Genomic DNA, 26,855 nt, shown 5'->3' with positions numbered 1-26,855 from the left:
CCAAATCTCGCGGGAACGGCGCAACTTTGTCGTGACACTTTCCCGAGGCCTGTCGGACTCTTTGTCCACGTTGCGCTCGAGCGAGCAGGCAGCAGCTATCGCGATCGGGAATCGACGAGCGCTGTTTCTCTAGAGGTACCTTCATCGGGCGTCGGCACCATCGATGTCGCGATCCCGAAGCTCCGCCAGGGGACCTACTTCCCGGAATGGCTGCTCGAGCGCCGCAAACGGGCCGAGTCCGCGCTGATCACTGTGGTCGCGGACTGCTACCTCGCCGGCGTCTCCACCCGGCGCATGGACAAGCTCGTCAAGACCCTCGGGATCCATTCGTTGTCCAAGTCCCAGGTGTCGCGGATGGCGGCGGACCTCGACGAGCCCGTCGAACAGTTCCGGCACCGTCCGCTCGGTGACGCCGGCCCGTTCACGTTCGTCGCCGCCGACGCCTTGACGATCGGCATGGGTCTGGAACGCGCTGATGCTGCGCAAGGGCATCCCCGACATCCGCTACCTCCGCGCCGAGGATCCGCGCATCGCCTCGCAGATGCTCACCCTGGATCCGTGGCAGCACGTCTCTCCTCTGCCGGCCACCCGACGCGACATCTCCGTCGTGCTCGACGCCGCCGAAGACGAGGAGACTCTGGGCGACCGCATCCGCACCGCCCTCGGCGACGAGGCCGACGTCATCGAGTCGGTCGAGATGCTCGGCCGCACCGCTCACGAGGACCTTCCCGATGCCGCCAGGGCGAGGCTCGGAACACAGGAGGGCCAGGTCAATCTGCTGCTGCGGATCGTTCTGCGGCCGATCGATCGCACCCTCACGTCCGACCAGGCGAACGGCATCCGCAATGCGATCTACCGCGCGGTTCATGAAGGACCGGTAATGACGCCGCGGATCGGAGTATGCAGCATCAGCCGCGTAGCGCGGCGATGGCGTGCTCGATGCGTCGCCGCCGAGTCTCTGGTCTCTTCGCGCTCTCGACGGAGCGCACGACCTCGCGCCTGCGGCTGGACGTGAGAGCGTCGTAGGCCGCGCGGGCATCCTGATCGACATCGAGGGCGGCTGCGAGATCGTCCGGTTCAACGACGATGCGCGGTTCGGTGTCGAGCGTCAGTTCGACCTCGACCTGGTCGCCTATCGCCACGCCGACGGCCCGGCGGTTGGCGTTGCTGAGCCCGATCAGATGGCGGCCGCGCATGATCGCGACCCGGCTCCGCCACGAATGATCGTTGATCCTGATCGTCACGGCGGGGCGAGCTCCCCCGCCGAGCGCTTCGACCACACCGGGCGGCACCTCCAGTCCGCGCATGGGCTCGGGCGGCTCGACCACGGCCAGGAACTTCATGATCTCTCCCTGCTCGCGACCGGCATCCGGGGCGATGCCGCTGGCACGGTCTCGGATGCCGGTGCGCTGTCACTCGGCGTATGGCTGGTCCGGCGCGTGGTCGCTGTAACCCAGGCTCCAGATGTAGCCGTCCGGATCGGCGAATGTGGCGCCGTATCCGCCCCACGGCAGGGCGCCGGCGGGTGTCAGAACGGTCGCGCCTGCCGCCTGCGCCTCTGCCAGGATCTCATCGACGCGGTTCTGGCTGCGGACGACGTAGGTCAGTACGACGCCGCTGAATCCGCTGCCTTCCGGGCTCGTGCCCACCTGTGCGGCGAGTCCGTCGCGTCCGTAGAAGCCGACCGGTGAGGCGCCGTCGGATTCGAAGAACACCGAGATGCCGAAGTCGCTCTGGATCTTCCAGCCGAGTCCTTCGGTGTAGAACTTCTTGGCCCGATCCATGTCCTGGACGCCGAGAAGAATCGAGCTGACGTGTGCTTTCATGCTGTACTCCCTGTTTGTGTGAGGTGATCGATTCCAGCCTGCGAGAGCCGCGGCGCCTCATCAACGGGAGATGTCCCGACCGATCCATCAGTCATGCTTATGACAGGAGGGATAGGATCGGACGGCCAGCACGGAGGCAACGCAGTGGAGCTTCGAGACATCGAGATCTTCCTCACCCTCGCCGAGGAATTGCACTTCGGCCGCACCGCGGAGCGACTGCACGTCTCGCAGGCGCGGGTCAGTCAGGTGATCGCCCAGCTCGAGATGCAGATCGGCGGAAGCCTGTTCGATCGCTCGAACCGCCGAGATGTCCGCCTCACGCCCGTCGGCGCCCGGCTGCGTGACGACCTCATCCCTGTTCATGACGCGCTGCAGAACAGCCTGGAACGCGCGAAGCTGTCTGCTCGCGGCATCGACGCCCGACTGCGAGTCGGGCTGATGCCGTACAACATTCCCGCCCTGCACGGCTACTGGGACGAGTTCGCCCGGCGCCACCCGCGATACGACCTGCAGGTGCGTCACGCGTCGTTCAACGACCCGTTCGGCAGCCTTCGCAGAGGCGAGATCGACGTGCTGGTCACCTGGCTCCCCGTCGAAGAGGCCGATCTGACGATCGGTCCCGCCCTGTTCACCGACTCCCGGGTTCTCGCGGTGTCCGTCGACCACGAGCTTGCCGGCAGGCCGTCGGTTTCCGTCGAGGAGCTGGCGGACTTCGCCCATATCAAGGTGCCCGGCATGCCGGAGGCGTGGGAGAACGGCTACCTGCCCTTCCACACGCCGAGCGGAAGAGCGATAGAACGCGTCGAGTCCGTCACCAACGCTGACGAGCTGCTGCAACTCGTCAGCACGGGCGAGATCATCCATCCGTTCCCGGCTCACGTCGCCCACTACTGGTCCCTGCCCCAGATCCGATGGGTGCCGATCCCGGACCTGCCCCGGCTCACCTACGCGCTCGTCTGGCGCACAGCCGCCGAGAACAGCCTGATCCGCGCTTTCGCCCGGACTGTCGCAGATCTTGGGCCCACCCCCGAGGGGCGAGAACGACGTTGATTCAGCTCATGAGCTCGAGACGGCGCAACCACCACGCGTCGAGCTCGAGCTCGAGCGAGAGCTGGATGGGGCCGATCTCGCGCGCGATGCCGACGAGCTCGCGGGTCCAGCGGCCAGCCGGTCCGACACGTTGCACCATTCCCCATCTCAGCACGGGGCGCTCTTCGATCGGGATGTAGACGGCCGCGCCGCGGTCGTAGTACTTGAGTCCCTGACCGCAAGCAAAAGCCACGGCGCCGTCGTCCTCGGCGATGGACCAGAGAACCTCCTCACGAGTGCGCACTCGGCGCTTCGTCTGCGACGACGCATGACCGCCCGGAGACACGGCAGCCTCCCAATAGTCCGGCACGGGCAGACCGGAGGGCAGAACGTCGTACGCCGACAGCTCAGCCAGAGACACAGGCGCTCGGGCGGCGAGCTCGTGCGCCGGCGCGACCATCGCGACGACGGGTTCGATGAACGCCTCCACGGCGACCTCGAGGTCGGGCTCGTGGACCGGAAGCCACAGGAGTGCGATGTCCACATCGCCGTTCCGTATCGGTGTGAACGGATCGTCGATCCGGATCTCACGGAGGCGTATGTCGACGTGTGGGAAGCGACTTCGGAAGAGGGCGGTGATCGGTGCCAGATCCTGCCACATCGGCCCCATCACCCCGAACGTGAGCGCATCTGGCCCGCCGAGCGCGGAGCTCTTCGCCGCTTCAACACCGTCGAGGATGCGTCGATAGCCGGCTTCGAGGTCGTCCCGCAGCTGCACACCGAGTGGGGTCAGGGCCACCTTGCGGCTGGTGCGTTCGAACAGCGGAGCACCGATCCGCTTCTCCTGCTTCGCGATCGACTGGCTGACCCGCGGCGGCGAGATGAACAGCCTCTCCGCTGTGCGACCGAAATGCAGCTCCTCGGCGAGGGTCAGAAAGATCTCGATGTCGCGCAGCTCCATCCACAGCATCCTTCCGATCGTTAACTCCGGGCGCAAGGGGCGTTTCGCGCCTGGACATTGTTCGCGTTCGGGCGAATCGCGAGGCTGGGCACATGGAGAACAACCCCACCGCAAGGAGAGAAGAAATGACCACGACGACACTCCCGACGAGCCCGCGGATGACCAATCCGGTCGCCCTCCTCGACGGCGCCTCAGGTGCGATCTTCGCGCTCATGAAGGCCTCACGGCAGACGGACCTGGCGCACTCGACGCTCGAGCTGGTACACCTGCGGGTGAGCCAGATCAACGGCTGCAGCCCCTGCGTCGACTCCGGCGTGAAGTCGGCCAAGCAGGCAGGCGAGACCGACGAGCGCCTGCATGCGGTGGTCGCCTGGCGCGAGACACCGTACTTCACCGACGAGGAGCGCGCCGCACTGGCACTGGCCGAGAGCGCCACCCGGTTGGCCGATCGACCGGATGCCGTGTCCGACGAGGTCTGGAACGATGCAGCGAGTTTCTTCGACGAGCGTCAGCTGGCCGCATTGATCCTGTACATCGCGACGACCAACCTCTTCAACCGCCTCAACGCGACCACGCGCCAGCTGGCCGGCCGCTCCTGGAACTGAAAGGCACGACCATGGCAACTGTACGAACTCACCGATACACCGTCGAGACGGGCAGCCTGGCCACGATGCTCGAACACCGCACGAACCTGATCGACGGCATCCGGTCCGCGAATCCCACCTTCGCTGAGGCGACGCTGATCAAGCTGGACGACGGCTCCTACCTCGACATCTGGCGTTGGGAATCGGCGGAAGACATGCAGCGCGCCTCGCAGGTCGCAGCAAGCATCCCTCTGGTCGGAGCAACCCTGAGCCTGACCGCGGATCACTCTGTGCTCGACGGAGAGGTTCTCGACCGGCGGTGACGCGACACACCCGCGCCGGTGCCCCGAGCTGATCGGGGCATCGACGCGTTGTCGCGGATGCGGAAAGTACTTGAATGTTCGTCAAGTACATGCTTTGCTTGCAAGCAACAACATCGTCCGCAGACACCGTTCCCGATTAGGAGGCAACATGTCGACATCCGAAGACAACACCGGGCCCTCGCCATCGGCTGCGGCCGAGGCCCTCAGTTCAGCGGATGCGGCGGCCCGTCGCATCCGCTCGCGTCGCGGGTGGTACATCGCCGGCACGCTCGTGATGGCGGTGGCGCTGGCCGCATTCAGCATCGCCCTGGCTTCGTGGCCAGACCGCCTCGCCGACCTGATCATCCCGGGCCTCCTAGTTGTGGGCGCGATCCTCGCCCTCCTTGCGTGGAGCGGGCGCACCATCCCGACGGCGGCTGTCGCGGTGTCGAACCGCGTGGTGTTCATCAGCGCCGCACTCATGGTCGTGACTCTGTTGCTGAACCGCCTGCTTCCCGCGGGATTCTCTGGCTGGGTCGTGCTCACCGGGCTCCTGCCGGCGCTGCCCTTCCTGTACCTCGCGTGGCGGGTGGCCCGCGCATGACGCATCCGCGTCACCGCCTCGACGACCTGATCCACTCGCCGGTGCGCCTCTCGGTCATGTCGGCGCTGCGCCACGCGGATGCCGTCCACTTCGGGCTGCTGCGCGACACCGTGGAGGTTAGCGATTCCCTCCTGTCCAAACACCTCGCCGCGTTGGAGGCGGCCGGGTATGTGGAGGTGACGAAGGGGTATGCCGGACGTCGCCCCCGCACCTGGTACTCGCTCACGGAGGAGGGACGGGCAGCGTTCGACGCCTACATCGCGGCGCTGCGTGAGATCGTGGACGCGCCCGTGCTCCCGCTGGACTCTGGCGAATAGTCAGCGCTCGACCCGCGAGGCGCGCGACCCCGGCGGAGACCAGGTGCGCAGCGGCCGCCACGACCAGAGGCGCGGTCAGTCCGTCGTGCGAGAGCGGGCCCGCGGCCAGCGCGCCGAGTCCGGATGCGGTGATCTTCAGGCTGGCCCCGGTGGTGAAGATCTGCGTGCGCAGCCCGGCGGGCGCTTCGAGGTGGCGGATGTGCAGCAGAGCCGCGAGCTGCGGTCCGTCCCCCGCTCCGATGACCGCCGCCGCGAGCAGAGCTGCCACCGGGGACGGGATGAGGATCAGGAGGATGCCTGCGCCGACCGTCGCGGTGGCGCGCGTCAGCGCGGTGCCGGGGCGCTCGAGGCCCCGGCCGCGAGCCAGCACCGCGTTCGCGATGAGCGCGAATCCCGTAAGCACCGCGAGGATCGCACCGGCCGCCGCGGGTGTGCCGAACCGGGCGGTGCTGATCGCGGGGACCAGGACGAGGAACATCCCGAAGCCGAAGAAGGCGATGCACGACGACGCGGTGGCCCAGCGCAGGCGGGGTCGCTGCGTGATCGCGCCGAACCCACTCCGAAGGTCAGCCAGCGGACTGACGCGGATGCTTACGCCGCCACGACGCGGGGTGCGTGCCGGTGCCGGGCCGCGAGTCCAGGGTGCGCACGCACTGCCGACCAGAAGCAGGCCGACCGTGACGATCAGGGGGGCGGCCGGCCCGCCTGCAACGTAGGCCAGTCCTGCCAGGAGCGGACCTAGGAGTCCAGCGATGCTGTACGAGCTCGCGTCGAACAGCGCCAGCCTTCGTCGGCGCGTCGGGTCATCCGTGGTCAGCGATGCGGACCATCCGCCCGCCACGGCAGGAGCGAACAAACCGGCGAGCACCGCGATCACCATGGCCAGTGGGCCGCGCCCATGGAGCAGACAGAAGCCGATCGCCACCAGGCCGCCGGTGAACGCGATCAGCGACAGCGTCAGGGGCGCCGGCGAGTGGGCCCGGTCCATCCAGACGCCGAACACGGGACCGCCCACAGCGGCGGCGACGGAAAGCAAGCCGAACACGGTCGCACTGTCGCCCTGGGCCGAGCCGGCGTAAGCGAAGAGCAGGATCGCAGTGCCTGCCATGTCGTCGCCCACGCGCGACACGAGTGCCCCCACGGGAACCAGGATGGCGGAGTAACGGTATAGCATGTCTAATACGTTACTTAGGATGGTGGCTGTGCAGGGATTCAAGGCGGGAGCAGCGCATGCGGTGCGGCGTTGCGCGGCCGTGCTCAATGCGGTCGACGGCGGCCCGTCGGCGATCCGTGCCACGCTCGCCCAGTACGGAGAACGGACCGAGGAACTCTCGGAAGATCAGGTCGCGGCGCTGAGCCAGGCTGCGCAACGGCTGCGCGCCATCGCAGCGGAAGAATCGCTCGACCGGGTGTGCGACGTGCTGAACGACATCCTCGCGACATGCCGCCCTCCACGGCTCACCGCCCACGACGGCAGCCCGTGGCACCTGCACATCGATGCCGACGACGACGCCGACTGGGGTGAATGGTTCCTCGCCTCGTCGGCGATGGCGTTGGCCATCACCGTCTCCGACGCGCAGCAGCCGCCCCTGGGCGTCTGCCGCGCCCCGGGCTGCGCGAACGTGTATCCGGTTAGCAGTCCCGGCCGCCCTCGCAGGTACTGCTCGACGACGTGCTCCACACGAGCCCGCGTGCACGCGCATCGCACTCGCAGCTGATGCCTGTCCAGAGCGCAGATCATCGATGGCACAATGAGGTCGTGATCGCAGGCCTTCCCCCGGACCTGACCGCCCGCCACCCCGTGCCGGAGGATCACCCGCGGGTGCTGGCAGTTCTGGACAAGTGGTGGGCGAACCTCAAGGGCGACGACGGAGCGCGGGAGCGCGCGCTGCTCCTCCCACGGCTCTACTTCCAGCACTTCACGACCACCAGTTTCGTGGTCGAGGACGGGAAGGGGGAACTCGCCGCCTTCCTCGTGGGATTCCTGTCGCAGACCGATCCGCATGCCGCGTACATCCACTTCGTCGGCGTCGACCCCGTCCGGCAGGGGCAGGGTGTGGGGCGTGCGCTCTACCGTGCATTCCTCGACGTGGCCACGGCGAACGGGCGACACGTCGTGCGCAGCGTGACCAGCCCCGAGAACACCGGGTCGCAGGCGTTCCATCAGCGTCTCGGATTCTCCGCGAGCGAGGTCATTCACGACTACGACGGCCCGGGCCTTGCGCGGGTGGCGTTCAGCGCGACGACGACCGCAGCCCGCGTGCGAGGAGCGCGGCAGTTGCGGGTGCTCGACGGCGCACTGGTGCTGGAGCAGCACGCCGACGCCGACGTTCCCGGCGGGGATTGGGTCGCGCTCGTCCGTGCACCAGATGGACTCACTGCCATTCTCCCGGCACCGGACTCCGGGTCGAAGGAGCGGTGGATCGCACTGTACGACGCAGACCCGGATCACGGCCTGGACGAGCCGGGACTGCTCGTCGCCGCGCTGGCTCCACTGGCGCGAGCGGGCGTACCCGTCTTCGTCGCCTCGACCTACCTCGCCGACCTGGTTCTCGTCCCCGAGGAGCGAGTGCAGACCGCTCTCGCGGCGCTGCAATCGTCGGGGTTCGGGATCTCGCCGTGAACCGACCGCATCGTCGGCCGTCCGCAGAGGATCAGAGCTGAAGCTTCTCCAGGCACTCTGCCCCGACGGGGGTGATCCGTAGCGACCGGTCCTCGGATCGGCGCGTCACCCAGCCTGCGGTCAGCATCGACTCGAGCAGCGCCGCACCCAGGCGACCCGCGACATGCGGTCGGCGGGCCGTCCAGTCCAGGCACCCGCGAACAAGCGGGCGCGACGAATCCGCGACAGCGAGGGGCAGGCCGATGCCCGCCGCGATGTCATCGACCGTGCCGCGTGCCGAGCCGAGGCCCTCATCGAGCAGTCCCTGCTCCACCAGCCGGTCGGCGACGGCGATGCCGAGGTCGCCTGCCAGGTGGTCGTAACAGGAGCGGGCGCGGCGCATCGCCGCGCGGCGATCACTCGCCGCCCACGACGACACCGGCGGTTCGCCGGTCAGACGCAGAATGGCCTCCACCGCCTCTGCCACCGCCGGGTCGGCGATGCGGACCAGGCGCGTGCGCCCCTGCTGCTCGACCGCAAGCAGTTCCGCCTCGAGCAGCCTGGCCACGTGTGCGGTCGTCGTCGACGGGGCGATCCCGAGGCGAGCAGCGAGAGCGCCGACGGGGAGCGGGACGCCGCCGAGCAGCTCCTGCAGGATCTGCAACCGGCGGGGTTCTGCGAGCGCCTGCGCCAGCTGCTCGAGCGACGGGGCGCTCATCGCAGCACAGTCCGCGCCCGCTCGATGTCGTCGACCACGAACACCTTGCGATTGTCGTGATCGCTGTACTGCGCCTCGACGTGGATGCCGGCAGCCTGCAGCGCCGACATCATGCGTCCCATCTCTCCCGGTACGTCCGCGCGCAGCGGCACCACGAGCGCGGGTGCCGTTGTCGCATTGATGCCTGCGGCCTCCAGTGCGGCGACCGCGACGGCGCCCTCGGCGACAAGATAGTGAGCCTGACCGGCCCAGACGCCCCCACCTTCGAGGCCCACGCCGGCCGCTCCCAGAACAGCGCCGATCCGGCTGACGTCGCCGGCGACATCGCTGACGGTGATGGCGAGATCGTTCACGACAGCACCTCCACGGTCGGCGCGATGGTCCCCTCCGCTGTCAGCGAGTTGGCGATGTAGCACCCGGCGTGCGCCTCATGGAGCAGCTTGACCACGCGCGTCGCTTCGGCACCGCGCACCGTGATCTTCGGTGCCAGCTCGACGCGCGTGATGCGCGCGGGCTGCTCGTCCATCGGCATGAACGCGGTTGCGGCGTCGTCGTAGCGAACCACGTCGACGCCGGCCTGGGCTGCGACCGCGAGGAACGAGAGCAGCAGACACGAGCTCGCCGCAGCGAGCAGCAGCTGCTCGGGGTTGGGCAGTGATGCGTCGCCGCGGAACGCTGGGTCGGCGCTGAGCGTCAAGATCTCGTCGGCGACCTGCATGTCGTGCGCTCGCCCATATGCGCGGTACCCCGCGCCTGTGCTGCCCTCCCACGAGAGAGCGGTGCTGTACTGGTGAACGGTCATGCAGCCAGGCTAAAGGCGGAACGTTTCGGTCGGGGACGAAACATGCGGCATGATGCGACAGCTGGTCACGTGGACCCGGCGCCGACCCCAGGGCTTCTGAAGGCTGATGAGTTCAGCGGATGCCGCGCAGTACTGCGTCGACCGCGCAGGCGGGAACGATCGATGTGCTCGTCAACTGCGCCGGCTACGGCGAATTCGGCAGCGTCGAGGAGACGACGCTCGCCGAGGCGCGACAGCAGCTGGAGGTCAACGTGCTGGGCGCCGTCGGGCTCATCCAAGCCGTGCTCCCCGGCATGCGCGAAGCGCGATCCGGGCGCATCGTGAACGTGTCATCCTTGGCTGGCGAGTTCGCGTCGCCGCTGGGTGGCTGGTATCACGCCTCGAAGTTCGCGCTCGAGGCGATCTCGGACTCGCTGCGCGGCGAGGTCGGGCAGTTCGGCATCGACGTGACGCTCGTCCAGCCCACTTACGTGGCTACGGACTGGCACGAGACGGCGGTGGGACACCTGGAGGCGTCGTCGGCCACAGGACCGTACTCGGGGATGGCCGCCGCCATGCGTGCATACTTCGCCAGTCCCGCGCTGGCGCGACAGATGGCGTCTGTGGATGCTGTGGCCGCTTAGATCGTCAAGGCGGCGCTGACGCGTAAGCCCAGGACGCGGTATCGCATCGGCCCCGGTGCGAACGTCGCCGTGGCCCTGGCCACGCTCCTTCCCGATCGCGCTCTCGACGCGCTGACCCGCAAGCAGTTCGGCTATGCCGCGGTGGAGCTTGCGCAGGCTCGATGAGCGACTCCCCTCGCGACCCTTCTGCGCTCGCGCATCCGGCTTCGATTCGGGTGGGTGCCGTGGTGTCGACGCGCGTCGCCAAGTTCCGAATGTGAAGGTGAGGATATGACTGACGAGACCGGCCGTGCAGTGATCGCAGACCTCTGCCGCATCCCCAATCCCGAAGCGATCGATCGCACGGCGTTCGTCGAGTTGGGCGGCGTGGAGCAGTTCGTCTCGATTCGCGGGCGGAACGCGGACAATCCGATCCTCATCGTCTGCCACGGAGGCCCTGCGCTCCCCTCCCTGCCCTCATCGTGGATCTGGCAGCGAGGCGTCGAAGACTATTTCACTGTCGTCAACTACGACCAGCGTGCGAGCGGAAAGTCGGCGCGCACAGCATCCGACGATCTCGACCTCACGATCGACCGCTACGTCGACGACCTCGTCGAGCTGATCGAGTGGCTGCAGAAAGAGCTCGGCGTGGCGAAGGTCGGCGTGCTCGGCCACAGCTGGGGGACGATCATCGGGGTGACGCTGGCGCACCGCCGCCCGGACCTGCTCTGGGCCTATGCCGCCGCGAGTCAGGTGATCTGCGGGCGGAGAACGAGGTCGAGAGCTTTCAGTTCGCGCTGCGCAGCGCCTTGGCCGACGAGAACGAGGAGGCCATCGCGCAGCTGCGCGCGCTCGGCGACTACCCGGGTCCGAACCCGCTCACCATCGACCGGATCGTGACCTGCCGAAGGTGGGCGCAGTATTACGGCGGGCTGTCTGCGCACCGCTCCGACTTCGCGTACTTCACCGAATCGCAGGAACTCTCTCCCTATTACACGGCTGACGAGCTGCAGCTGATCGTCACGGGGCAGCAGGTGACCATGCCCCAGGTCGTTCCGCAGTTGCTCGGTTTCGACGGGCGCGAGATGACCTCGTTCGACGTGCCCATCGTGCAGTTCCTCGGCCGTCACGACTACACGACGCCCACAGCTCCGGTTGCGCGATGGATCGAGAGCGTGACTGCGCCGTCGAAGGATGTCGTGTGGTTCGAGAACTCCGCTCATCTGTGCATGTTCGAGGAGCAGGGCAAGTTCGTCGTGAGTCTTGCGGCCCTCCTGCTGCCGCACTCCGGGGCGTGAATCTGAGGGCGACCGCATGCTCTTGTGTGCAACGTAAAGAGCGTCGATGCAGCGACTAACCGTTCCCGACAAGAAGAGGAGGGGTTGACGGATGCCGCGCGCCGTCGTAACGTACAACCAAATGGTTGTACGAAATGAGCTCAGCGATGACGAGATCGACCGCGTGTTCCACGCGCTCGCCGCAGCGACCCGGCGCGACATCCTGCGACGGACCATCGCCGGCGAGCACTCGGTCTCGGCGCTCGCCCGCGACTACGACATGTCGTTTGCGGCCGTCCAGAAGCATGTCACCGTGCTCGAGGCCGCGGGGCTCATCATCAAGCGCGCCGAAGGACGCGAACGGCTCGTCCGGGCGGATCCGACGATGATCGCGCGCGCCCGCGCGCTGCTCTCGCGCTACGAGGAGCTGTGGCGCGCCCGCATCGACCGGCTCGATGCGCTGCTTTCCGAGCCGGCTCAGGATGCCGGCATCCACGACGACGACAACATCAGGAACGAAGGAGATTGAGATGCCCGTCACGGACGTCACCACCGACCCCGAAGCGCTCACCATGACGCTGACCGCCGACTTCGCCGCACCCGTGGAACGGCTGTGGCAGGCGTTCACAGATCCGCGCCAGCTGGAGCAGTTCTGGGGCCCTCCCGGCTGGCCCGCGACCTTCACGTCGTTCGACCTGGAACCGGGTGGCCGTGCGGTCTACCGCATGACCGGACCGCGGGGCGAGCGCTCGTACGGCTCGTGGGAGTTCCTCGGCGTCGACGCGCCGCGCAGCTTCGAGGTCCTCGACGCCTTCGCCGACGAGGACGGCACGCCGTTGGCCGACATGCCGCAGTCGCGCATGGTGTTCGGCTTCGAGACGACCGACGGCGGATCGCGACTGCGCAACGTCACGCACTTCGCGTCGGCCGAGGCGCTCGAGCAGGTCGTGGCGATGGGCGCGGTGCAGGGCGCCACCATGGCGATGAACCAGCTCGACCGCGTCCTGGAGGGGCTGCGCGCCTACGCGCAGGGCAAGGGCACGCGGACCGAGATCCTCGACGACCAGCACGTGCGCATCACGCGCCTCATCGAGGGTCCGATCGACCTCGTGTGGCGGGCTCACCACGAGTCCGAGCTGCTGCAGCAGTGGCTGCTCGGACCCGACGGCTGGCGCATGTCGGTGTGCGAGGTCGACCCCCGCGTCGGCGGGCATTACCGCTACCAGTGGCAGCCGCTGGAGGGCACCGAGGACGAGACGTTCGGCTTCGACGGCGAGACGCTCGTCATCGACGCCCCGCACCGGGCGGTGACCACCGAGCACATGACCGGCACCGACTACCCGGCGACGCTCAACGATCTGAGCCTCTACGAAGAGGACGGCGCCACGCTCATCACGCTCCTGATCGAGTACCCCGACGCGCAGACCCGCGACATCGTGCTCGCCACCGGCATGACCGACGGCATGGAGGCCAGCTACGCGCGCCTGGAGGGCGCGCTCGCCGGTGTCTGACCGGAGAGACGAAGACGACATGACCGAGAACATCACAGAACGCACCGTCACCCGCCATGTCGTGGGTGCCGACGACGACGCCATCGTCTACGACGTCCACGGCGACCTCGCCACGGCGACCGAGAACCGGCCCGCGCTGTTCCTCTTCGCCGCACCCATGGACGCCACCGGGCTGGCCCAGCTCGCCGGGTACTTCACGGATCGCCCCGTCGTGACCTACGACCCGCGCGGAGCCGGCCGCAACCCGGTCGGCACGAGCGACATCAGCGTCGAGCAGCACGCCGCCGACCTGCATCGTGTCATCGAGGCACTGGGCACCGGCCCGGTCGATGCCTTCGGCACGAGCGGCGGCGCCGTGAACCTGCTCGCGCTGCTCGCCACGCACCCGGAGGACGTGCGGATCGCCGTGGCGCACGAGCCGCCGCTCGCGGCCGGGCTGCCCGACCGCGAGGAGGTCATGGCGGTCGTGACCGACATGAAGCGCACCTACGCCGAAGAGGGCGACGGCGCCGCGATGGCGAAGTTCATCATGTTCGTGATGTTCGACGGGCCGGTGCCCGACGACTACCTCCAGCGGCCCGCTCCCGACCCCGCGATGTTCGGCATGTCGGCCGTCGACGACGGCAGCCGGACGAACCCGCTGCTGCGGAACATGCCGGCGACGATCGACTACCGGATCGACGTCGACGCGCTGCGCGCCTTCGGGGACCGCCTGGTCATCGCGGCCGGCGTCGAGTCCGGCGACACGTTCGCGGCACGGGGAGCCCGCTCGGTCGCCGCGGCGCTCGGCGTGCCGACGGCGGACTTCCCCAGCCATCACGGCGGATTCACCGAGCAGCCGGGGAGCCCCGGCGACCCGGCGGGGTTCGCCGCCCGGCTCCGCGACGTGCTGGGCTGAGACGCCGCACGACAGCACCACGAACGCCCCTTCGCTCCGCCGCCCGCGGGGTGGAGGGGCGTTCGTGCGCGTCGGCGCGTCGCACCCCGTCGCAGCGGGGGAGAGCCGGAGCCCGCCGCCTACGATGGCGGCGTGGACTTCTCCTTCGCTTTCACGCCCGATCTGATCGCCGTGTTCCTGACGCTGTTCGTGCTCGAGGTCGTGCTCGGCGTCGACAACGTCATCTTCATCTCGATCCTCGCGTCCAAGCTGCCCAAGGAGCAGCAGGCCAAAGCCCGCAACCTCGGCCTCACCCTGGCGATGCTGATGCGCGTCGTCCTCGTGCTCTTCGCGGGCTGGATCGTCACGCTGAAGGAGGACGTCTTCTTCATCGGGGAGATGGGCTTCTCATGGAAGGACATCATCCTCATCGCGGGCGGCCTGTTCCTCGTCTACAAGGCTGTGACCGAGATCCACCACAAGCTCGAGGGCTCCGAAGAGGAGCACGGCGGCGGCCGCAAGGCGGTGACGTTCGGCTCGGTGATCGCGCAGATCCTGGTGCTCGACCTGGTGTTCTCGCTCGACTCCGTCATCACTGCCGTCGGCATGACCGAGAACCTCGTCGTGATCATCACGGTCGTCGTGCTCTCGTTCGGGATCATGCTCTTCGCGTCGCGCTACATCTTCGCGTTCGTCAACAAGCACCCCACGGTGAAGATGCTGGCGCTGTCGTTCCTCCTGCTGATCGGCGTGTTCCTCATCGCCGAGGGCTTCGGCTTCCACATCGACAAGGCCTTCATCTACGGCCCGATGGCGTTCGCGATCTTCGTCGAGGCGCTGAACCTGTGGGCGGCGGCGGCGAAGGCGAAGCGCGAGCAGCGCCGCCGCAGCCCCGTCCAGCTGCGCCCGCAGTACCCGGGCGTGGACGAGTCGGTCGCGGTCACCGCCGCGCTGTCGAACGACCCGCACTCCGGTTCGGTCGGCCTGTCGTCGCGGCCTGTCGACGGGGATGCTGCACCCGCCACCGACGAGCGCCACGGCCTGGGCTGAGCATCCGGCGGGCGGATCCCGCGGCGACGCGGCGTCCGATTCCCGCCGGACCGGACGCGGGGTGCGTTCGAGACTGACAGGGAACCACGAAAGGCGGCTCCCATGGGCACTGTCACTCCGCTCGATCCCCACGTCGCGATCTCGCCCGCGATCCTGTACTTCGGCACGCCGGTGTCGCTGCTGTCGACGGTCGACGAGGACGGGCACCCGAACCTCGCGCCCAACTCGTCGGTGTGGTGGCTCGGCCAGACGGCGGTCATCGGCGTCGGCGCGCGGAGCCAGACCGGCCGCAACCTGATCGCGACCGGCGAGGTCGTGATCAACCTGCCTTCTGCCGCCGAAGTCGACATCGTCGACCGGCTCGCGCTCACGACGGGCAGGTCACCGGTGTCGCCGCGAAAGGCCGCCGCGGGCTACCGCCACGTCGCCGACAAGTTCGCCGAGGCGGGTGTGCGCCCGGCCGCCTCCGAGACCGTGACGCCGCCGCGCATCGCCGAGCTTCCGGTGCATCTGGAGGGCCGCGTCACGGCGCTTCACCCCCTGGGCGGCGCGCCGTCGGTGGCCGACGCGAGCATCCTCGCCGTCGAGGTGGGCATCACGCGCGTGCACGTGCGCGAGTCGCTGCGGCTCGCCGGTCACGCGAACCGGATCGACCCGCGGCGCTGGCGGCCGCTGCTGCTGAGCTTCCAGCGCTTCTTCGGGCTGGGCGATGAGGCCCACCCGTCGCGGCTGTCGACCATCGACGAGGAGTGGTACCGAGGGTGACGGGGATGCCGGGCATCGGCGAGACGCCGCGTCAGGCGCTCTCGGCACCGGCCCGGCGCGCCCGCCGGGCCTCCAGCCCGGATCCGATGTGGCGGCCGAGGTGCAGCTGCACGAACAGCGTGTCGATGCCGGCGACGAACAGGCCGGCGAGGTTGACGAGCAGCTGCAGCAGTGCGCTGTACGCCTCGTCCCATGCGCCGACGGCGAGCGTGAGGCCGATCGTCCCGACGGCGGGCACCGTCGTGATGGAGATGAACACGCCGACCAGCGCCGACGACTTCGAGGTCGTGAGCGACAGCACGCCGGCGATGCCGGCCAGCAGCGCGATCACGAACGACCACACGTCGGGCGCGATGATGAACTCGGTGAACGGGCCCGTCGTCGCCTGCTCGAACGTGAAGAGCCCGAACGCGTACACGATCGTCCAGACGCCCCACGCGATCGCCGCGCACAGCGCGAAGCCGCCGAAGAGCGTCACGGACGCCATACCCGCGATGCCGTGCTTGCGCCGCACCACGGCGTAGCAGATGGCGGCGAGAGGGGCGAACTCGGGGCCCACCACCATCGCCCCGATGATGAGGATCGGCTGGTCGAGCAGGCGTCCGATGCCCGCGATGAGCGTCGCCAGCAGCAGGAACGCGAAGAAGCTCCACGACGGTCTCGCGTCCTCGCGCGAGCGGTCGGCGAGCTGCGCCCACAGCACGCCGTCGGCGGGATGACCCGGTGCCGCCCGTTCGGCGGCGGCCGCGGCATCCGACACCACCGCGATCGGCTCGCTCACCACGATCGATCCGTGCGCGGGCACGCCCGCGTGCCGAAGCATGCGCATGACGTTGTTGGCGTTCTCGCGTGCGAGCTCGAACAGGATGACGTCGCCCTGGCCGCCGCCCGCGCCGGCCGTGGGCAGGTGGACGACATCGCTGACGGTGGGCTCGTCGCGGAGGCGCTCGCACAGCTGCGTGGCCAGTTCATGCGGCGCGGTGACGCGGACGGTGAGCATCAGGCGTCGACGACCAGGCGGTAGCCCATGCCCGACTCGGTCAGCAGATGCACGGGATGCCCGGGGTCGGCCTCGAGCTTCTTGCGCAGCTGCGACATGTACAGGCGCAGATACCCGGTGTCGGCGACCTGCTCGGTGCCCCAGATGTCTTTCAGCAGCGCCTGGCGGGTGACGAGCGACCCGGGGTTGCGTGCGAGGAACTCCAGGATGCGCCACTCGGTCGGCGTCAGGTGCACGCGGTCGCCGGCGCGCGTGACCGTCTTGGTCGACAGGTCGATCACGACGTCTGCGAAGCGCACCACGGGAGCGGTGGATGCCGCGCCCGTGCGCCGCGACAGCGCCCGCAGCCGCGCGAGCAGCTCGTCGATCTGGAACGGCTTGCTGACGTAGTCGTCGGCGCCGGCATCCAGCGCCTCGACCTTGTCGGCCGAGCCGGTGCGACCTGACACGACGATGATCGGCGCCGCGCTCCAGCCGCGGAGCGCCTCGATGACCTGGATGCCGTCGAGCCGCGGCATCCCGAGGTCGACCATCACGATGTCGGGGCTCTCTTTCGCCGCGAGGGCGACCGCGGCGACGCCGTCGGGGGCGGCGATCACCTCGTAGCCGTGCGCCGCGAGGGTGATGCGCAGCGCGCGGACCAGTTGGGGGTCGTCGTCGGCGATCAGGATCTTCACGCGACCGCCCCACCCGGAGGGGCGGACTCGGCCACCGGCAGCGCGACCACCATCGTGAGCCCTCCTCCAGGCGTGTCCTCGGGGGTGAGCGTACCGCCCATGCCCTCGGTGAACCCCTTCGACAACGCGAGTCCCAGCCCGAGCCCCGCGGTGTTGTCGGTGTCGCCCAGCCGCTGGAACGGCGTGAACATGTCATCGCGGCGCTCGGGCGAGACGCCTGCACCGTGATCGACCACGCGGATCTCGGCGGTGCGGCCGAGCCGGCTCGTCGACACCCGGACGCGCGCGCCGGCAGGGGAGTGGCGTGCGGCGTTGGCCATGACGTTGACCAGCACCCGCTGCAGCAGCACGGGGTCTGCGCGCAGCGGGGGCAGGTCGGGGTCGAGAGCCAGTTCGAACCGGTCGGGCCCGCCGCCGAGCTCGTCGAGGGCCGACAGCACGATGCCGGCGCCGTCGACGTCGGCGAGCGAGACGGCGAGAACTCCCGCCTCGACCCGGCTCACGTCGAGCAGGTCGGTGACGAGCGCCGACAGCGTCGTGAGGGACTCGTCGGCGGTCGTCACCAGCTCGGCGCGGTCCGCATCAGACAGCTGCGGGCCCGCCGCGCGCAGGCCGCCCACGGCCGCGACGGCCGCCGCGAGCGGGCGGCGCAGGTCGTGGCTCACCGCCGAAAGCAGGGCGCTGCGCACCTGATCGGTCTCGGCCAGCACCCCCGCGGTGCGCGCGGTCGCCGCGAGATCGGTGTGCTCCAGGGCAGCCGCGAGCTGGGCGGCCACGGCGTCGACGAGACGACGCTCGGAGGCATCCAGCGGGTGCCCGTGCAGTTCGAGCGTCGCCCGCGGGCTCCCGTCGATCGTGCGGCCGATCGCGACGGTCTCGTGCCGGCCGTCGCGCACCGGCTCGCCGTCCGTCGAGATCACGCCGCCGTCGGGAGCAATCAGGCGCACCCCGGCCAGGCCCAGCGACTCGCGGGTGCGGCTGACCATCGCGGGCACGGCCGACTCGCCGCGCAGAACGCTGCCGGCGACGTTCGCCAGCAGTTCTGCCTCGGCCTCGGAGCGCCGGGCGGCGCGTGCCGCCCGGGCGGCACGGTCGACGACGAAGCTCACCAGCACCGCGATGAGCACGTAGAGGATCAGCGCCCACACGTTGCGCGGGTCGGCGACCGAGACCGTGTAGTACGGGGCGACGAAGAAGTAGTTGAGCGTGAACGCCGACATCACGGCGGCGAACACCGCCGGCCAGATGCCGCCCACGAGCGCCACCAGCACCACGAGCAGCTGGTAGGCGAGCACGTCGCTGGTGATCGTCTCGTCGCTGCGCAGCGACACGAGCATCCACGTCAGCAGCGGACCGCCGACGAGGGCGAGCACGAAGCCCAGCACCCGGCGCTTGACGCTCAGCGCACCGCCGCTCACGCGCGGCAGCGTGAAGCGGTCGCCGGCCTCGGAGTGCGTCACGATGTGCACGTCGATGTCGCCCGATTCGCGCACCACCGTCGAGCCGATCCCGGGCCCCGTGAGCGCGGTCGCCAGCCGGCCGCGGCGGCTGACGCCGATGACGAGCTGGGTCGCGTTCGCCGACCGCGCGAACTCGACGAGCGCCCGGGGAACGTCGTCGCCGACGACCTGGTGGTAGGTGCCGCCCAGCGACTCGACGAGCGCCCGCTGGGCCGCCAGCGCGCTCGGGTTGCCCGAGCGCAGACCGTCCTGCGTCGACACATGCACGGCGAGCAGCTCGCCGCCGGCCGAGCGCGCGGCGATGCGCGCACCGCGGCGCAGCAGCGTCTCGCCCTCGGATCCGCCGGTGAGGGCGACCACGACGCGCTCGCGCGCCTGCCACGTGCCCTCGATGCCGTGCTCGGCGCGGTACGACTTCAGGGCGCTGTCGACCTCGTCGGCCAGCCACAGCAGGGCGAGCTCGCGCAGAGCCGTCAGGTTGCCGAGCCGGAAGTAGTTCGACAGCGCCGCGTCGATCCGCTCGGCCGGGTACACGAGCCCTGCGGACAGGCGGTCGCGCAGCGACTGCGGCGACAGGTCGACGACCTCGACCTGGTCGGCGGTCCGGACGACGGCATCCGGAACCGTCTCGCGCTGCGCGACGCCCGTGATCTGCTCGACCACCCCGCCCAGCGACTCGATGTGCTGGACGTTGACGGTCGTGATGACGTCGATGCCCGCCTCGAGCAGCGACTCCACGTCCTGCCAGCGCTTGGCGTGCCGCATGCCGGGCGCATTGGTGTGCGCGAGCTCGTCGACGAGCGCGATCTCGGGCGCGCGCTCGAGCACGGCGTCCAGGTCCATGTCGGTCAGCTCGACGCCGCGGTGGCTGACGGTCCTGCGCGGCACCACGGCGAGTCCCTCGGTGAGGGCGGCGGTGGCGGCGCGCCCGTGGGTCTCGACGACGGCGATCACCACGTCGCGTCCGTCCTCGACCAGGCGACGGCCCTCTTCGAGCATCTCGTACGTCTTCCCGACGCCTGGCGCGGCGCCCAGCAGCACCCGCAGCCTGCCGCGCTTCATGTGGTCACCTTAGTTCCTCGCCGTCGCCGCGCTCGCCTGTCACATCTGGTGCCCGACGGCCGCCATTCGCGACAGCGGAGCATGCTCCCCCGCCGCTCGCCTGTCACGATGCGTGCGATGGGCGCGTCGATCGTGACAGGGGAGCGGCGAAGAAGGGATGCCGCGACGTCGACCACTCTCATCGGCCGAGCTCGTCCAGCGCGAGGTTGAGCTTCAGCACGTTCACCCGGGGCTCGCCGAGGAAGCCGAGGTCGCGCTGCTGGATGTGCTCCTCGACGAGCGTCCGCACCGTGGATGCGTCGAGTCCGCGCGCCTCGGCGACCCGAGCGACCTGCAGCAGGGCGTAGGCGGGGCTGATGTGAGGGTCGAGGCCGGAGCCCGACGCCGTGACAGCGTCGGCGGGCACCTGCGACGGGTCGACGCCCTCGCGCTCGGCGATCGCCGCCCGGCGCTCTTCGATCGCCGACACGAGGTCGGGGTTCTCGGGTCCGAGGTTCGATCCGCTGGAGGCGCCCGCGTCGTAGCCGGCACCGGCGGCCGACGGGCGCGGCTGGAAGTAGTCGGGCAGCGCGTTGCCCTCTGCGTCCGCGAACGACTGCCCGATGAGGGCCGAGCCGACGGTGTCGCCGGCGCTGTCGTGAACGGCCGAGCCGTTGGCCTGCCACGGAAGCGCCAGCTGGCCGATGCCGGTGACGACCAGCGTGTAGCCGACGCCGAGCACGAGGGTGAAGACGATCATCGCGCGCAGGGCGACGCCGGCGGTGCGGACGGTGGTGCGGGTGGACGTGGACATTCTTGTCTCCTGTCGGGGTCGCTCAGAAGCCCGGGATGAGGCTCACGACGAGGTCGATGAGCTTGATGCCGATGAACGGCGCGATCACACCGCCCAGTCCGTAGACGAGCAGGTTGCGGCTGAGGATCTGCGACGCGCTCGCCGGGCGGTACTTGACGCCTCGCAGCGACAGCGGGATGAGCGCCACGATGATGATCGCGTTGAAGATGATCGCGCTGGTGACCGCGGATGCCGGCGAGCTGAGCTGCATGACGTTCAGCGCCGCGAGGCCCGGGAAGACACCCATGAACATCGCCGGGATGATCGCGAAGTACTTGGCGATGTCGTTCGCGAGCGAGAACGTCGTGAGCGCGCCGCGCGTGATGAGCAGCTGCTTGCCGATGCGGACGATGTCGATGAGCTTCGTCGGGTCCGAGTCGAGGTCGACCATGTTGCCCGCCTCTTTCGCCGCCGACGTGCCCGTGTTCATCGCCACGCCGACGTCGGCCTGCGCGAGCGCGGGGGCGTCGTTGGTGCCGTCGCCGGTCATCGCGACGAGGTTGCCGCCGTGCTGCTCGCGTCTGATGAGCGCCAGCTTGTCTTCGGGCGTGGCTTCGGCGAGGTATTCGTCGACTCCCGCCTCCTTCGCGATCGCGGCGGCCGTGAGCGGGTTGTCGCCGGTGATCATGACGGTGCGGATGCCCATCGCGCGCAGCTCGTCGAACCGCTCGCGCAGGCCGTCCTTCACGATGTCCTTGAGGTGCACGACGCCGAGGACGGCGCCGGCACCGTCGGCGGCGAGGGTCGCGACCACCAGCGGGGTGCCGCCGGACTGCGCGATGGCGTCGGTCTCGCTCGTCAGCAGCGCGCGCGTCGAGGTCGGGACGGGGGAGCCGGATGCCTCCAGCCAGGCCAGCACGGCCGACCCCGCGCCCTTGCGCACCTGGGTGCCGTCCGCGAGGTCGACGCCGCTCATGCGGGTCTGCGCGGTGAACGGGACGACCGCCGACCCCTGGGGCGCGTCGACCCGGATGCCGCGCACGGCGGCCAGCTCCACGACCGACACACCCTCGGGCGTGGGGTCGGCGAGCGATGAGAGCGCCGCCGCGTGAGCCAGTTCGGCGTCGTCGACACCGGGCATGGTCACGAAGTCGGACGCGCGCCGGTTGCCGTACGTGATGGTGCCGGTCTTGTCGAGGAGCAGCGTGGTCACGTCGCCCGCGGCCTCGACCGCGCGCCCCGACATCGCCAGCACGTTGCGCTGCACGAGGCGGTCCATGCCGGCGATGCCGATCGCCGACAGCAGGGCGCCGATCGTCGTCGGGATGAGGCACACCAGCAGCGCCACGAGCACGGGGATGCTCACCGTGGCCGCTGCGTACGACGCGATGGGGTTGAGTGTCAGCACGACCACGACGAACACGATCGACAGGCTCGCCAGCAGGATGCCGAGCGCGATCTCGTTCGGAGTCTTCTGCCGGCTCGCTCCCTCGACGAGCGCGATCATCCGGTCGACGAAGGTCTCGCCGGGCTTCGAGGTGATGCGCACCACTATGCGGTCCGACAGCACGCGCGTGCCGCCGGTGACCGCGGAGCGGTCGCCGCCGGACTCCCGTACGACGGGGGCGGACTCACCGGTGATGGCCGACTCGTCGACGGTCGCGATGCCGTTCACGATGTCGCCGTCGCCGGGGATCAGCTCGCCCGCCGTGACGACGACGACGTCGCCGAGCTTCAGGTCGGCGGAGGCGACGTCGACGGTCTCGGCGTGCTCGGCCGCGGCATCCCGATCCCGGTCGTAGGCGGTGACGCGGCGGGCCGTCGTCGAGGTCCGGGTCTTGCGCAGCGTCGCCGCCTGGGCCTTTCCGCGGCCTTCGGCGACCGACTCGGCGAGGTTCGCGAAGAGGACCGTCAGCCACAGCCAGATCGCGATGCCCCACGTGAATCCGAACGGCACGGCGGTGCCGCCGGAGGCCTCGGGGCCGCCGAGGAACGGCTCGGCGATCGCGATGACGGTGGTGAGCGCCGCGCCCACCCACACCAGGAACATGACGGGGTTGCGCCACAGCGCGGCCGGGTCGAGCTTGCGCAGCGCTCCGGGGAGCGCCGCCCACAGCTGCGCGGCGCTGAAGGCGCGGGGCGATCTCGGGGCCTTCGGGGGAACGCTGCCTGCGACGGGGCGGGCGTCCTCCTCGGTCGTTGAGCGCCCTTCGACGGGCTCAGGGACCGGGCGTGATGTGACAGTGGACATTTCAGACGAGACCTTCCGCCAGGGGACCCAGCGTGAGAACGGGGAAGTAGGTGAGGGCGGTGATGACCACGGCGACGACGGCGAGCAGGCCGACGAACTGCGGTCGGTGCGTGGGCAGCGTGCCGGCGGTCGACGGCACGGAGTCCTGTGCGGCCAGCGAGCCGGCGAGGGCCAGCACGAGCACGATCGGGATGAAGCGGCCGAGCAGCATCGCGACGCCGAGCGCCGTGTTGAGCCAGGGGGTGTTCGCGGTGAGTCCCGCGAACGCGGAGCCGTTGTTGTTGGCCGCCGAGGTGAAGGCGTAGAGCACCTCGCTCAGGCCGTGCACACCGGGATTCCAGATCGACGTCGACTCCATGTCGGACCGGATGGGCGGGATGGCGAAGCTCAGCGCGGTTCCCACGAGCACCAGCGTGGGCGTGACGAGGATGTACAGGCTCGCGAGCTTGATCTGCGTCGGTCCGATCTTCTTGCCCAGGTACTCGGGTGTGCGTCCGACGAGGAGTCCACCGACGAACACGGCGATGATCGCGAGCACGAGCATGCCGTACAGGCCCGATCCGACGCCGCCGGGCGCGATCTCGCCGAGCATCATGTTGACCATCGGGATCATGCCGCCCAGCGCCGTGTACGAGTCGTGCATCGAGTTCACCGCGCCCGTGCTCGTGAGCGTCGTGGCGCCGGCGAACAGCGTCGAGCCGAAGATGCCGAACCGGGCCTCTTTGCCCTCCATGGCCGAGCCGGCCAGCTGCGGCGCCGTGCCGAGCCCCAGCGACTCCAGCCACGTGACGGCGGTGATCGACACGATCGCGATGGAGCCCATCACGGCGAGGATCGCATAGCCCTGGCGATCGTCGCCGACCATGCGGCCGAAGGCCCGCGGCAGCGCGACCGGGATCGCGAGGATCAGGAGGATCTCGAACACGTTCGACCAGGGCGTGGGGTTCTCGAACGGGTGCGCCGAGTTGGCGTTGAAGAACCCGCCGCCGTTCGTGCCGAGCTCCTTGATCGCCTCCTGGCTCGCGACCGGGCCCCCCGGGATCGACTGGGTGCCGCCCGCGATCGTGCCGACGTCGACGAACCCGGTGAAGTTCTGCACGACGCCCGCGGCGATCAGCGCCACCGCCGCGACGAGGGCCAGCGGCAGCAGCAGGCGCGTGAGCCCTCGTGTCAGATCGACCCAGAAGTTGCCGATGGTCGAGGCGCCCCGCCGCGTGAAGCCGCGCACGAGCGCGACGGCCACGGCGATGCCGACGGCGGCCGAGACGAAGTTCTGCACGGCCAGGCCCGCGAGCTGGACGGTGTAGCCCATCGTCACCTCGGGCGAGTACGACTGCCAGTTCGTGTTGGCGACGAACGAGGCCGCCGTGTTGAAGGCCAGCCCCTCGGGAACCGCCGGAAGCCCCAGGGAGTACGGGAGCACGGCCTGGAACCGCTGCAGCGCGTAGACGAACAGCACGCCCATGAGCGAGAAGACGAGCACGCCGCGCGCGTACGCCTGCCAGGTCTGCTGCGAGCGGGGGTCCACGCCGACGAGGCGGTACATGCCGCGTTCGACGCGCCAGTCCTTCTCGGACGTGAAGACCCGGGCGATCCAGTCCCCGAGCGGCCGGTACAGCACCGCGAGGATCAGCAGGACGGTGAGGATCTGAAGGATGCCGGTGGTCACGGCCGCGGCATCCATCAGAACTTCTCCGGCTTCACGAGCGCCATCACGAGGTAGACGACAGCGGCGAGGCCGAGCGCGGCGGCGAGCAGCGAGAGAACCGTCACAGCTTCTCCGCCCCCTTCGCGATCAGCCCGACGAGCGCGAACAGGGCGAGTGTCAGGGCGAGGTAGATGACATCGAGCACGGATCCGATGCAACCGTCGCGCGGACGCCGCAGCTCACGTCCTCACGGAATCCGAACGCCCCGCGCGCCCATGCTCACGCGACGCTGACGGGCGACGGGGCCGTGCGCGGGCTCAGGCGCGGGCGAGAGCGTCCTCGAAGGCGACCCACGCGAGCATCGCGCACTTCACCCGCGCGGTGTACTTCGATACGCCGGAGAGGGCGGCGGCATCGCCGAACACCTCTTCGTCCAGCGGCAGCTCGCCGCGGGAGCGCAGCGCTTCGCGGAACCCGTCGACGAGAGTGGATGCCTCGGCGCGCGGCATCCCGTCCTCTTCTTCGATCAGCGCGGCGAGCATCGACGCGGACGCCTGCGAGATCGAGCAGCCGGCGCCGTCCCACGTGACCTCCGCCACCTCGGAGCCGTCGTCCGACACGCGCACGCGCACCGTGATCTCGTCGCCGCAGATGGGGTTGCGCTGGTACGACGAGGCGGTGTGCGGCGCCTCGTCGGCGAGCCCCTTGCCGTGGGGGCGCTTGGAATGGTCGAGGATGAGCTCCTGGTAGAGCGCGTCGAGGCCGCTCATGCGCTGGCTCCGAAGAACGAGCGGACGCCCGACAGCGCGTCGAGGAACACGTCGACGTCGTCCGCGGTGTTGTAGACCGACGTGGAGGCCCGCACCGTGGCGGTCAGACCGAACCGGCGGTGCAGCGGCTGGGCGCAGTGGTGCCCGACGCGGACCGCGACACCGCGCGCGTCGAGGAACTGTCCCACATCATGGGCGTGCACGCCGTCGACGTCGAACGCCCACAGGCCGACGCGGTCGGCGCCGGGCGCATCGCCGAGCAGCCGGATCCCGGGCAGGGCGCGCAGGCCCTCGCCCAGGCGCGCTTCGAGGGCCTTCTCGTGCGCGTGGACGGCCTCCATCCCGAGGCCGTCGAGATACCGGACGGCGGCCGCCAGCGCGATCGCCTGCGACACCGGCTGCGTGCCGGCCTCGAACCGCTGCGGCGGCGCCAGGTACTGCGCCTCGTCCAGCGTGACGGTGGTGATCATCGAGCCGCCGGTCAGGAACGGCGGCAGCGCCTCGAGCACGTCGGCGCGTCCGTACAGGCCGCCGACGCCGTACGGGCCGAGCATCTTGTGACCCGAGAACACCGCGAGATCGACGCCGAGTGCCGGCAGATCGAGGGGCAGATGGGGTGCGGACTGGCACGCGTCGAGCACGGTCACCGCTCCCACGGCCTGAGCGAGGGCCACGAGCTCGGACACCGGGTTCACGATGCCGAGCACGTTCGACACGTGCGTGAACGCGACGACGCGGGTGCGCTCGCCGATGAGGGCTGTCGCCGCCTCGAGGTCGAGGGTGCCGTCGTCACGGACCGGGATGTGGCGCAGCACGGCGCCGGTGCGCGCCGCGAGCTCCTGCCAGGGGATGAGGTTGGCGTGGTGCTCGGTCTCGGTCACCACGATCTCGTCACCGGGGCGCAGGGCGAAGCGGGCGCTGGCGGGCGCTCCGCGTCCGACGCTCGCGTTGCCGATCGCATACGCGACGAGGTTGATTCCCGCCGTCGCGCCGCTCGTCCACACCAGCTGTTCGGGCCGGGCGCCGACGAAGCCCGCAACGGTGGTGCGGGCGTCCTCGAACAGCTCTGTGGCCTCGGCCGCGAGCGTGTGGGCGCCGCGGTGGACCGCCGAGTTCGCCCGGGTCAGGAACGCCACCTCGGCGTCGATGACCGCCTGCGGCTTCTGGCTCGTCGCGCCCGAGTCGAGGTAGACCAGGCGTTCGCCGTTCACGCGCTCGCCGAGGATCGGGAAGTCGGCGCGCAGGGCCTCCGCGTCGAGCGCGGCCGGCGCGGTGGGAGGAACGGGTGCAGAGGTCACCCCTTAAGGCTACGCGGGATGCCGCCGCCCTGGGTCGGCCGTCGGCCGCGGCATCCCTCCACCGCCGGCATCCCTCCCCGCCGGCATCCC

General features: G+C 69.7%; 31 protein-coding genes and 1 pseudogene. 16 read left to right on the top strand and 16 right to left on the bottom strand.

Going from position 1 to position 26,855, the window contains the following annotated elements; all coding sequences use genetic code 11:
* Positions 1-72 precede the first annotated feature (72 nt).
* Positions 73-1,015, top strand: a pseudogene (locus FB391_RS20200) (transposase); the annotation flags it as partial.
* On the opposite strand, the gene FB391_RS14795 reads toward FB391_RS20200, so the two are convergent.
* Together FB391_RS14795 and FB391_RS14790 are read right to left on the bottom strand one after the other, a co-directional pair.
* Positions 909-1,343 (bottom strand): YdeI/OmpD-associated family protein, encoded by a 435-nt coding sequence (locus tag FB391_RS14795; protein ID WP_141895596.1) that lies wholly within the window; start codon positions 1,341-1,343, stop codon positions 909-911. The pseudogene FB391_RS20200 and the gene FB391_RS14795 sit on opposite strands and share 107 nt — an antisense overlap.
* A gap of 69 nt (positions 1,344-1,412) precedes the next feature.
* A complete protein-coding gene (locus tag FB391_RS14790; protein ID WP_116242439.1) occupies positions 1,413-1,826 on the bottom strand; it encodes a VOC family protein in 414 nt (137 codons plus the stop codon).
* Positions 1,827-1,970: 144 nt separating this feature from the next.
* On the opposite strand from FB391_RS14790, the gene FB391_RS14785 reads away from it, so the two are divergent.
* Complete coding sequence (locus tag FB391_RS14785) at positions 1,971-2,876, top strand: LysR family transcriptional regulator (RefSeq protein ID WP_141895594.1); 906 nt, start codon at positions 1,971-1,973, stop codon at positions 2,874-2,876.
* 1 nt (position 2,877) lies between these two features.
* Here FB391_RS14785 and FB391_RS14780 read toward each other — a convergent pair whose 3' ends face one another.
* Entirely contained in the window at positions 2,878-3,957 is a 1,080-nt protein-coding gene (locus tag FB391_RS14780) for a LysR family transcriptional regulator (RefSeq protein ID WP_141895593.1), read from the bottom strand.
* Here FB391_RS14780 and FB391_RS14775 point away from each other — a divergent pair.
* The 4 genes from FB391_RS14775 (at position 3,942) to FB391_RS14760 (ending at position 5,623) form a co-directional block, all read left to right on the top strand.
* Positions 3,942-4,421, top strand: coding sequence for a carboxymuconolactone decarboxylase family protein (locus tag FB391_RS14775; RefSeq protein WP_221886311.1), 480 nt, complete (start codon positions 3,942-3,944; stop codon positions 4,419-4,421). The two genes, FB391_RS14780 and FB391_RS14775, sit on opposite strands and share 16 nt — an antisense overlap.
* A gap of 11 nt (positions 4,422-4,432) precedes the next feature.
* On the top strand, positions 4,433-4,723 hold the full coding sequence (locus FB391_RS14770; protein WP_141895591.1) for a hypothetical protein: 291 nt from the start codon (positions 4,433-4,435) through the stop codon (positions 4,721-4,723).
* Positions 4,724-4,871: 148 nt separating this feature from the next.
* Positions 4,872-5,306 carry a hypothetical protein gene (locus FB391_RS14765; protein ID WP_116242443.1) on the top strand — a complete coding sequence of 145 codons (435 nt, stop codon included), beginning with the start codon at positions 4,872-4,874 and terminating at the stop codon, positions 5,304-5,306.
* Positions 5,303-5,623: a winged helix-turn-helix domain-containing protein gene (locus tag FB391_RS14760; protein ID WP_116242444.1), complete on the top strand. Its 321-nt coding sequence runs from the start codon at positions 5,303-5,305 to the stop codon at positions 5,621-5,623. Before FB391_RS14765 ends, FB391_RS14760 begins: the two co-directional genes overlap by 4 nt.
* Here FB391_RS14760 and FB391_RS14755 read toward each other — a convergent pair.
* Positions 5,529-6,797, bottom strand: a complete 1,269-nt coding sequence (locus tag FB391_RS14755) for an MFS transporter (RefSeq protein WP_141895589.1) — start codon at positions 6,795-6,797, stop codon at positions 5,529-5,531. The genes FB391_RS14760 and FB391_RS14755 overlap by 95 nt on opposite strands.
* A gap of 19 nt (positions 6,798-6,816) precedes the next feature.
* Between FB391_RS14755 and FB391_RS14750 the strand changes: the two genes are divergently transcribed.
* Both FB391_RS14750 and FB391_RS14745 read left to right on the top strand, forming a co-directional pair.
* A complete protein-coding gene (locus FB391_RS14750; RefSeq protein WP_185843117.1) occupies positions 6,817-7,341 on the top strand; it encodes a CGNR zinc finger domain-containing protein in 525 nt (174 codons plus the stop codon).
* A 41-nt stretch (positions 7,342-7,382) separates the two neighbouring features.
* Positions 7,383-8,246, top strand: coding sequence for a GNAT family N-acetyltransferase (locus tag FB391_RS14745; RefSeq protein WP_141895586.1), 864 nt, complete (start codon positions 7,383-7,385; stop codon positions 8,244-8,246).
* Between the two features lie 31 nt (positions 8,247-8,277).
* On the opposite strand, the gene FB391_RS14740 is transcribed toward FB391_RS14745, so the two are convergent.
* Genes FB391_RS14740 through FB391_RS14735 form a run of 3 tightly spaced genes read right to left on the bottom strand, consistent with a single transcriptional unit; the run spans position 8,278 to position 9,745 of the window.
* Positions 8,278-8,943: an ArsR/SmtB family transcription factor gene (locus FB391_RS14740; RefSeq protein ID WP_116242447.1), complete on the bottom strand. Its 666-nt coding sequence runs from the start codon at positions 8,941-8,943 to the stop codon at positions 8,278-8,280.
* On the bottom strand, positions 8,940-9,296 hold the full coding sequence (locus tag FB391_RS19735) for an amino acid-binding ACT domain-containing protein (RefSeq protein WP_181905825.1): 357 nt from the start codon (positions 9,294-9,296) through the stop codon (positions 8,940-8,942). Before FB391_RS19735 ends, FB391_RS14740 begins: the two co-directional genes overlap by 4 nt.
* Positions 9,293-9,745, bottom strand: coding sequence for an OsmC family protein (locus FB391_RS14735; RefSeq protein WP_141895584.1), 453 nt, complete (start codon positions 9,743-9,745; stop codon positions 9,293-9,295). Before FB391_RS14735 ends, FB391_RS19735 begins: the two co-directional genes overlap by 4 nt.
* A gap of 119 nt (positions 9,746-9,864) precedes the next feature.
* On the opposite strand from FB391_RS14735, the gene FB391_RS14730 reads away from it, so the two are divergent.
* From FB391_RS14730 to FB391_RS14695, 8 genes are all read left to right on the top strand, one after another.
* On the top strand, positions 9,865-10,368 hold the full coding sequence (locus FB391_RS14730; RefSeq protein WP_141895582.1) for an SDR family NAD(P)-dependent oxidoreductase: 504 nt from the start codon (positions 9,865-9,867) through the stop codon (positions 10,366-10,368).
* Positions 10,369-10,638: 270 nt separating this feature from the next.
* Entirely contained in the window at positions 10,639-11,247 is a 609-nt protein-coding gene (locus FB391_RS14725; protein WP_141895580.1) for an alpha/beta fold hydrolase, read from the top strand.
* Complete coding sequence (locus FB391_RS14720; RefSeq protein ID WP_185843115.1) at positions 11,244-11,645, top strand: hypothetical protein; 402 nt, start codon at positions 11,244-11,246, stop codon at positions 11,643-11,645. The genes FB391_RS14725 and FB391_RS14720 overlap by 4 nt, the downstream gene beginning before the upstream one ends.
* 121 nt (positions 11,646-11,766) lie before the next feature.
* Positions 11,767-12,153 (top strand): ArsR/SmtB family transcription factor, encoded by a 387-nt coding sequence (locus FB391_RS14715; RefSeq protein WP_141895576.1) that lies wholly within the window; start codon positions 11,767-11,769, stop codon positions 12,151-12,153.
* A 1-nt stretch (position 12,154) separates the two neighbouring features.
* Positions 12,155-13,135: an SRPBCC family protein gene (locus FB391_RS14710; protein ID WP_141895574.1), complete on the top strand. Its 981-nt coding sequence runs from the start codon at positions 12,155-12,157 to the stop codon at positions 13,133-13,135.
* A 19-nt stretch (positions 13,136-13,154) separates the two neighbouring features.
* A complete protein-coding gene (locus FB391_RS14705) occupies positions 13,155-14,033 on the top strand; it encodes an alpha/beta fold hydrolase (protein ID WP_141895573.1) in 879 nt (292 codons plus the stop codon).
* A gap of 132 nt (positions 14,034-14,165) precedes the next feature.
* On the top strand, positions 14,166-15,062 hold the full coding sequence (locus FB391_RS14700; RefSeq protein WP_141895571.1) for a TerC family protein: 897 nt from the start codon (positions 14,166-14,168) through the stop codon (positions 15,060-15,062).
* A 102-nt stretch (positions 15,063-15,164) separates the two neighbouring features.
* Positions 15,165-15,827: a flavin reductase family protein gene (locus FB391_RS14695; protein ID WP_141895569.1), complete on the top strand. Its 663-nt coding sequence runs from the start codon at positions 15,165-15,167 to the stop codon at positions 15,825-15,827.
* Positions 15,828-15,858: 31 nt separating this feature from the next.
* Here FB391_RS14695 and FB391_RS14690 read toward each other — a convergent pair whose 3' ends face one another.
* The 9 genes from FB391_RS14690 to FB391_RS14650 form a co-directional block, all read right to left on the bottom strand.
* Positions 15,859-16,827 carry a DUF389 domain-containing protein gene (locus FB391_RS14690; RefSeq protein ID WP_141895567.1) on the bottom strand — a complete coding sequence of 323 codons (969 nt, stop codon included), beginning with the start codon at positions 16,825-16,827 and terminating at the stop codon, positions 15,859-15,861.
* Complete coding sequence (locus tag FB391_RS14685) at positions 16,827-17,504, bottom strand: response regulator (protein ID WP_141895566.1); 678 nt, start codon at positions 17,502-17,504, stop codon at positions 16,827-16,829. Before FB391_RS14685 ends, FB391_RS14690 begins: the two co-directional genes overlap by 1 nt.
* Positions 17,501-20,026: a sensor histidine kinase gene (locus tag FB391_RS14680; RefSeq protein ID WP_141895564.1), complete on the bottom strand. Its 2,526-nt coding sequence runs from the start codon at positions 20,024-20,026 to the stop codon at positions 17,501-17,503. The genes FB391_RS14685 and FB391_RS14680 overlap by 4 nt, the downstream gene beginning before the upstream one ends.
* A 178-nt stretch (positions 20,027-20,204) precedes the next feature.
* Complete coding sequence (gene kdpC / locus FB391_RS14675; protein WP_141895562.1) at positions 20,205-20,819, bottom strand: potassium-transporting ATPase subunit KdpC; 615 nt, start codon at positions 20,817-20,819, stop codon at positions 20,205-20,207.
* A gap of 22 nt (positions 20,820-20,841) precedes the next feature.
* Positions 20,842-23,049 carry a potassium-transporting ATPase subunit KdpB gene (gene kdpB, locus FB391_RS14670; RefSeq protein ID WP_141895560.1) on the bottom strand — a complete coding sequence of 736 codons (2,208 nt, stop codon included), beginning with the start codon at positions 23,047-23,049 and terminating at the stop codon, positions 20,842-20,844.
* A 1-nt stretch (position 23,050) separates the two neighbouring features.
* A complete protein-coding gene (gene kdpA, locus FB391_RS14665) occupies positions 23,051-24,733 on the bottom strand; it encodes a potassium-transporting ATPase subunit KdpA (protein WP_141895558.1) in 1,683 nt (560 codons plus the stop codon).
* Positions 24,733-24,822: a potassium-transporting ATPase subunit F gene (locus FB391_RS14660; RefSeq protein ID WP_141895557.1), complete on the bottom strand. Its 90-nt coding sequence runs from the start codon at positions 24,820-24,822 to the stop codon at positions 24,733-24,735. The genes kdpA and FB391_RS14660 overlap by 1 nt, the downstream gene beginning before the upstream one ends.
* Before the next feature lie 192 nt (positions 24,823-25,014).
* Positions 25,015-25,467, bottom strand: coding sequence for a Fe-S cluster assembly sulfur transfer protein SufU (gene sufU, locus FB391_RS14655; RefSeq protein WP_141895555.1), 453 nt, complete (start codon positions 25,465-25,467; stop codon positions 25,015-25,017).
* A complete protein-coding gene (locus FB391_RS14650; protein WP_141895554.1) occupies positions 25,464-26,765 on the bottom strand; it encodes a cysteine desulfurase in 1,302 nt (433 codons plus the stop codon). The genes sufU and FB391_RS14650 overlap by 4 nt, the downstream gene beginning before the upstream one ends.
* Between the last annotated feature and the right edge of the window lie 90 nt (positions 26,766-26,855).

Source organism: Microbacterium kyungheense (genome assembly GCF_006783905.1).
GTDB lineage: Bacteria > Actinomycetota > Actinomycetes > Actinomycetales > Microbacteriaceae > Microbacterium > Microbacterium kyungheense.
This window is presented reverse-complemented; position numbering and strand designations above follow the sequence as displayed.

Bases quoted from the DNA above. Each gene is read 5' to 3' on its own strand.
- FB391_RS14795 (WP_141895596.1), bottom strand. From the start codon at position 1,343: ATGAAGTTCCTGGCCGTGGTCGAGCCGCCCGAGCCCATGCGCGGACTG.
- FB391_RS14790 (WP_116242439.1), bottom strand. From the start codon at position 1,826: ATGAAAGCACACGTCAGCTCGATTCTTCTCGGCGTCCAGGACATGGAT.
- FB391_RS14775 (WP_221886311.1), top strand. From the start codon at position 3,942: ATGACCACGACGACACTCCCGACGAGCCCGCGGATGACCAATCCGGTC.
- FB391_RS14770 (WP_141895591.1), top strand. From the start codon at position 4,433: ATGGCAACTGTACGAACTCACCGATACACCGTCGAGACGGGCAGCCTG.
- FB391_RS14765 (WP_116242443.1), top strand. From the start codon at position 4,872: ATGTCGACATCCGAAGACAACACCGGGCCCTCGCCATCGGCTGCGGCC.
- FB391_RS14760 (WP_116242444.1), top strand. From the start codon at position 5,303: ATGACGCATCCGCGTCACCGCCTCGACGACCTGATCCACTCGCCGGTG.
- FB391_RS14755 (WP_141895589.1), bottom strand. From the start codon at position 6,797: ATGCTATACCGTTACTCCGCCATCCTGGTTCCCGTGGGGGCACTCGTG.
- FB391_RS14750 (WP_185843117.1), top strand. From the start codon at position 6,817: ATGGTGGCTGTGCAGGGATTCAAGGCGGGAGCAGCGCATGCGGTGCGG.
- FB391_RS14740 (WP_116242447.1), bottom strand. From the start codon at position 8,943: ATGAGCGCCCCGTCGCTCGAGCAGCTGGCGCAGGCGCTCGCAGAACCC.
- FB391_RS14735 (WP_141895584.1), bottom strand. From the start codon at position 9,745: ATGACCGTTCACCAGTACAGCACCGCTCTCTCGTGGGAGGGCAGCACA.
- FB391_RS14730 (WP_141895582.1), top strand. From the start codon at position 9,865: ATGCCGCGCAGTACTGCGTCGACCGCGCAGGCGGGAACGATCGATGTG.
- FB391_RS14725 (WP_141895580.1), top strand. From the start codon at position 10,639: ATGACTGACGAGACCGGCCGTGCAGTGATCGCAGACCTCTGCCGCATC.
- FB391_RS14715 (WP_141895576.1), top strand. From the start codon at position 11,767: ATGGTTGTACGAAATGAGCTCAGCGATGACGAGATCGACCGCGTGTTC.
- FB391_RS14710 (WP_141895574.1), top strand. From the start codon at position 12,155: ATGCCCGTCACGGACGTCACCACCGACCCCGAAGCGCTCACCATGACG.
- FB391_RS14705 (WP_141895573.1), top strand. From the start codon at position 13,155: ATGACCGAGAACATCACAGAACGCACCGTCACCCGCCATGTCGTGGGT.
- FB391_RS14695 (WP_141895569.1), top strand. From the start codon at position 15,165: ATGGGCACTGTCACTCCGCTCGATCCCCACGTCGCGATCTCGCCCGCG.
- FB391_RS14690 (WP_141895567.1), bottom strand. From the start codon at position 16,827: ATGCTCACCGTCCGCGTCACCGCGCCGCATGAACTGGCCACGCAGCTG.
- FB391_RS14680 (WP_141895564.1), bottom strand. From the start codon at position 20,026: ATGAAGCGCGGCAGGCTGCGGGTGCTGCTGGGCGCCGCGCCAGGCGTC.
- kdpC (WP_141895562.1), bottom strand. From the start codon at position 20,819: ATGTCCACGTCCACCCGCACCACCGTCCGCACCGCCGGCGTCGCCCTG.
- kdpB (WP_141895560.1), bottom strand. From the start codon at position 23,049: ATGTCCACTGTCACATCACGCCCGGTCCCTGAGCCCGTCGAAGGGCGC.
- kdpA (WP_141895558.1), bottom strand. From the start codon at position 24,733: ATGGATGCCGCGGCCGTGACCACCGGCATCCTTCAGATCCTCACCGTC.
- sufU (WP_141895555.1), bottom strand. From the start codon at position 25,467: ATGAGCGGCCTCGACGCGCTCTACCAGGAGCTCATCCTCGACCATTCC.